Origin of the sequence: Pelosinus propionicus DSM 13327, from assembly GCF_900114615.1 — a bacterium.
GTDB lineage: Bacteria > Bacillota > Negativicutes > DSM-13327 > DSM-13327 > Pelosinus > Pelosinus propionicus.
In genome coordinates, this window is record NZ_FOTS01000133.1 from 1 (window position 1) to 1131 (window position 1131).

General features: G+C 39.3%; 1 protein-coding gene. It reads right to left on the reverse strand.

Annotated features, from left to right (window positions below; genetic code table 11):
* Positions 1–124 precede the first annotated feature (124 nt).
* On the reverse strand, positions 125–421 hold the full coding sequence (locus BMZ99_RS25885; protein WP_090945038.1) for a hypothetical protein: 297 nt from the start codon (positions 419–421) through the stop codon (positions 125–127).
* Between the last annotated feature and the right edge of the window lie 710 nt (positions 422–1131).

The following is a 1131-nucleotide window of genomic DNA, read 5'->3' on the forward strand; positions in this document are numbered from 1 at the left end:
TTAAAAAAAATGACCCCGATTCAATATCGGGATCATCTCATTGTGGCTTAATTTAGGCTTTTTTCTATAATGTCCTATTTCTAGGTACCAGTTCACTCAGCAGGTTGAAGTCTCTTTTTAACGATTATTTTACAATTTTCAATAGTGCGATATCCGTTTCAGTTTGAAAAAGTTTATTGTTTATCAAATCAATTTTAGTGTCAAGCCTAGTTATCGAATCCTTTGTTGCCGTTCTTGCGACATCTTGAGATAGGGCAGAGATAAATCTTGTGTTTTCCGCGAGTTTACTATCAATGTTATCTAAACGATCATTGCTTTTCAGTACCGCTTGTTCGATCAGATCAAGCTTCTTACTCATCTTATCTTGACTCTCAAATAGTTTATTTTGGCCTTCTAGTAATTGCTGTAAGATCTTTTCCATGGCTGTACCTCCCCGTTCATACCATTAATTTATTGTAACATAGGGAATTATGCTTGTACAATGAAGATATTTTGGTGTTGAGCAGATATTTTATTCATACAAATTGCTGGAAAGCCGGAGAAAGGAAATGAATATCGTATGAAGCTTTTGAAATTCTAGTGCCAATCAGTATAAACTAATGAGCGAAGTCAATTACAAGCCAACGTTACTTTTTTGCTTGCAATCCCAATCAAAAGGACTATAATTAGAAATAGGTGGAAATTAAAAAGTCGCCGTGTCCTAAGAGTGTCATCACCACTCTCAGGCACGAGCAGGTGTGGTAGCACCTACACGTAACAGCTAACTGTCCACGACGACAGATTTATTATACCGTGAACATTTCTTGATTACAAGCAAAGGTATGTTCGGGGTAGCATAGAGAATGGCGTTTTGGCAGGGCTAGCGGCTGCATTGAGCAATCGATTTGTCTTATCCAGCAACAGGCTGAAAGTTAGGCAGGAACCTTCATGTATACTGAGGAAATTCTGTGATGTATTTGGAGTACCCTATCAGCCGGGATATTGGATTTGGATACAAACGACGAAACAATAGCGCATGTGTAGGTTAAGAAACCTGGCATGCGCTTTTTAATTTCGTGTGTCCAGCGAAGCTGGGCTGTGCTTATGGGTGAAAGTCCCATCCCGGTAACTGCCAAGAGGCTGGGTAGCTAA

Excerpts from the sequence above, each read along its gene's own strand:
- BMZ99_RS25885 (WP_090945038.1), bottom strand. The coding sequence starts at position 421 with ATGGAAAAGATCTTACAGCAATTACTAGAAGGCCAAAATAAACTATTT.